This window comes from Agitococcus lubricus, assembly GCF_003051055.1.
Lineage (GTDB): Bacteria > Pseudomonadota > Gammaproteobacteria > Pseudomonadales > Moraxellaceae > Agitococcus > Agitococcus lubricus.
This window is the reverse complement of the sequence record NZ_QAON01000052.1, coordinates 1-3,692: the sequence shown is the minus strand read 5'-3', so window position 1 is coordinate 3,692 and position 3,692 is coordinate 1. Positions and strand designations below refer to the sequence as shown.

General features: G+C 33.9%; 4 protein-coding genes. 1 reads left to right on the top strand and 3 read right to left on the bottom strand.

Annotated features, from left to right (window positions below; all coding sequences use genetic code 11):
* The 3 genes from C8N29_RS16520 to C8N29_RS16510 form a co-directional block, all read right to left on the bottom strand.
* Positions 1-482, bottom strand: a 482-nt coding sequence (locus C8N29_RS16520; protein WP_420836677.1) for a DUF932 domain-containing protein, incomplete at its 3' end; no start/stop codon positions are given.
* 206 nt (positions 483-688) lie between these two features.
* Positions 689-1,024, bottom strand: coding sequence for a hypothetical protein (locus C8N29_RS16515; RefSeq protein WP_107867162.1), 336 nt, complete (start codon positions 1,022-1,024; stop codon positions 689-691).
* Positions 1,025-1,220: 196 nt separating this feature from the next.
* Positions 1,221-2,201, bottom strand: coding sequence for a hypothetical protein (locus tag C8N29_RS16510; RefSeq protein WP_107867161.1), 981 nt, complete (start codon positions 2,199-2,201; stop codon positions 1,221-1,223).
* A 650-nt stretch (positions 2,202-2,851) separates the two neighbouring features.
* On the opposite strand from C8N29_RS16510, the gene C8N29_RS16505 reads away from it, so the two are divergent.
* The gene (locus C8N29_RS16505; protein ID WP_107867160.1) at positions 2,852-3,550 is read left to right on the top strand and encodes an inovirus Gp2 family protein; all 699 of its coding nucleotides are present in this window, start codon (positions 2,852-2,854) and stop codon (positions 3,548-3,550) included.
* Positions 3,551-3,692 lie beyond the last annotated feature (142 nt).

Genomic DNA, 3,692 nt, shown 5'->3' with positions numbered 1-3,692 from the left:
AAGGTGTTATTACACACCACCCGAATACTGGTAAATTGCGCGGTAGTGGCTAAAGTGCCATCACAAGCGGTAGCCAACAGCAAATAGCCATTCGTGACATCATTCCCACGTAAACTCATGGATTGACCTGTTTTCGCCAATGCCCAAATCTTACGACCACCTTTTAACACCCCAGCGGTTTCTAACTCAAAACCAGACACTTCGGTTAAATCGCGATAAAACTCTAAAATCTCTCGCGGTTGAACCACTTGATAACGTTGACTAACCACCGATAAAGGTGCATTCGTATCTGAACGATACAAGACCTTATTGTCTGCAAAGGTACGGATGGATGATGTTTGCTCATCACCTGTCATAAAACGGACAGGGGCTTCTAGAATAGACCAATCCATACCTGCTTGTTTAGCCCAAACCTCTAAGGGCTGCTTTTCTTCTAAGTGATTACCTAAACCGTGCCATGGGGTTACACCGACATAAGCCATCGATTCGACTAAATGTGCCATGATAAATTCTCCGAAAATGAAAGATAAAAAACTATCATCAATAAAGTATAGTTAAAAGCAAATGAGACGCATTAACATATACAGCTAAAGATGAGGGAAATAACATTGAAAAGGACAGTAAAGAACGAGATTAAGAAAACAAGGAAAACGAAAAGACCAAAAAGATGAGAGGAGAGGGTACAGACTTAATACTGACGAGGTTCACTAAAGGTATAACCACAACGTAAGCACTTGTAATTATCTAAAATGTTATCGTCAACAAATTCACCGAGTTTAGAGCCTGCTGTACCGCCAGCGACTCCACCGAGAAAACCACCTAATAATGCCCCTGCAAAACCACCGACCACCGAACCGACAGGGCCAACCACTGTACCAATAGATGCACCCACTCTTGCCCCGTTAAATGAAGCAGAAGCACCACTGGCGGCTCCTGCGACAGTACCCACAGCACTACCAGTCTTTTTAGCCTGATTTAAGGTATCGACTTGATACGACAAACAATAAGGACAACGTATAGTCATGATGATGAATCCTATAAAAGCATAAAGCCCCATACCACTGACGTGATATGAGGCTATAAGGTATGGAAGATATGAGTGTGATGTACTCAGGTGAGTAATATATATTTGAATTTTTTTGGAATATTTAAGACTAGAGTTTAAATGCGACTATCTCTTCAAAAAATATAAATATCGTTCGAAGAGTATTAAGTATGTGTTAATAGAGTGTATTGCCATGTGAGTCTTTGAATTTATCAATAAACTCTTTATTTATTAATTCTTCCAAAATTTCATTTTCTTTTTTATTGGAAAGTTTTGCTAATTTTTCAAGACATTCTTTTGTCTTTTTAGTGAGTGGTAAATGGTAGTCTTTTTTATGTTTTCCTGAATCTCTAAATTTTTTCTGTGACCATGCTTTACTGAACTTATTTATAAACAACTCCCTTTCGGAAAAATTAGTGTTTAATCCGTTATTAAATGGATTAGGCTGAAAATTATAGAAAAGATCTAATGATGCAAGTATTGAAGTATAGTATTCATGTTTGTTTAGTGGTTTAGGAATTTTTGCAAATTTTTCACATTTAACAAGATATTCCCATGCCCATACTAACTGATCGTTATTATCTTTATCAATCCAGTTCGTTAAATTGTCATGTGTCTTTATTGTAATCCATTTATTTTTTATACTATTTAAGTATTCTTGTTTTGGGTTAGCATCTACTGTATTAAAACGAATAGAATCTATATATTCAATAATTGAGGAGTAACGTTGTTCTACAGATAAATTGGTACTTGGATACACAACAGAGCTAAATCCAACATGATTTTGAAAAGAACAATTATTTGTTGTATCAAATGGTATAAATCCTGGAATATTTGCATGTAAGAGCCAGATAAGTAAACGTTGGTCATCAGGTAATATCCAAGATACATCTACAATATTACCATGTCTTAATTCGTCTAATAGTTTTTCATTAAAATAATATTGACTATTATTGTAAAGATTATAAATATAGTTTCTATTATTTGCTAAATAAATAATTATAAAATTTTGTTTTTCACTTAGAGATATATTAACTGAAGCATTAATTAGAAAATTATAGCACCACTCAATGTCTCGTTGAGTAAAATGCTCTAATTCTTTTGGCCAGTTTGGTACATACAATGATTGATATCTCTTAAAATCTGTGATTGACATAGGGCATTCTTTTTAACGAAGGGGGTGATAATTACTGTAGCACAGCTGTTGTATTTTTGAGAGATTATGGAAGAGTTTTTATCATCTATACATAGCTATTTCGTAGTAAATACCGTAGCATTTTTAGTAGACGATGGTCAAAACAGTGAAATCTTAAGACTACAAATGAACCTAGATTTTTCTTAACAACAATGTATAAGAGTATTTTTAGTGTACTCAGATCTAGTAGGTCTTGCTATCCGAACTACCTAGAAGTTTTATCAAATCTTGAATAAAACATAATTTGATAGTGTATGGGTAACGTGTTATTTCTGTTAGCCTATTGATTAGTAAAGGTTGTATAACTCTCAATACATCATATTTATGAAATCTGCATCATTTATCTCAAGAGTGATTAGATTTAAGATTGGCAGGAGTGTTATAGATAATATATCTATTTATTCTATTTTTATTATAGGAAATAATCAATGACTTCTATCTTTATTGGTTAAATTTTAATTTTATTTGACCATTTTTTAAATACACTATCTCGGTAATGGTAATATATTAATTAAAGAACTCGATGTTCTTTAATTATAAAAACATATAATGTAAAAAAATACGGATGATTGTCTTACTGTGAGTTGTATTAACACATAGAGAGGTCAATCATGAATACATATCATCTGTCTAATAGAAATTTAGTATTATGTGAAGGTAAGCAATGGAACGGTTTACCTTTACAAGAAAAGTACTCTCCTTTCATTTTGAGTTATCTAGAGTCAATGCTCAGCATATTTAAAAATGCGATTATTATGATGCAACGAGTGTGTGTGATAAGATTTGATTTACATTTGCCTGATAGTTATATTGACAATAGTTCTGTCATATCAAGATTTACGGCATCATTAAAAGCACAGCTTGAAGCGAATTACCAGCAAAGACTTAGAACTAATCCAAAAGCACATCATTCAAAATTGGGATATATTTGGACTAGAGAGTATGGGATAAATAACAAACCCCATTACCATTTAGTGATTTTATTGAATGCAGATGCTTATGGAACACTAGGCACTATTCCCCTATTAGATACGATTAACCCGCAGCAATTTAATGGGGATAATATGGCATGTCGCATTATGAAAGCATGGGCAAGTGCATTGCAGGTTAATATCATAGATGCTTATAGACTGGTACATTTTCCTGAAAAATGCAGTTATCGAATTGGTATTTTTCAGGGAGTACTAGATATTGCTGGTTTTGAAAATATGTTTCATCGAGTGAGTTACCTCGCCAAGGCAAATACGAAAGAGTTTGGCAATCACCAACGAAATTTTGGAACCAGTCAGCTAATGATTGAACGTAATTGAATGAGACTTAAACGAGTTGATACTGATGTTTTATACGCAATGACTCTTCGTGCTTGAGCTGAGTCATTGCCTCATCAACAGAGTTAAATACAGCGACTTTACGCCTAAAATTTTTAGCGCCAATACGTCCCCATTCACACGA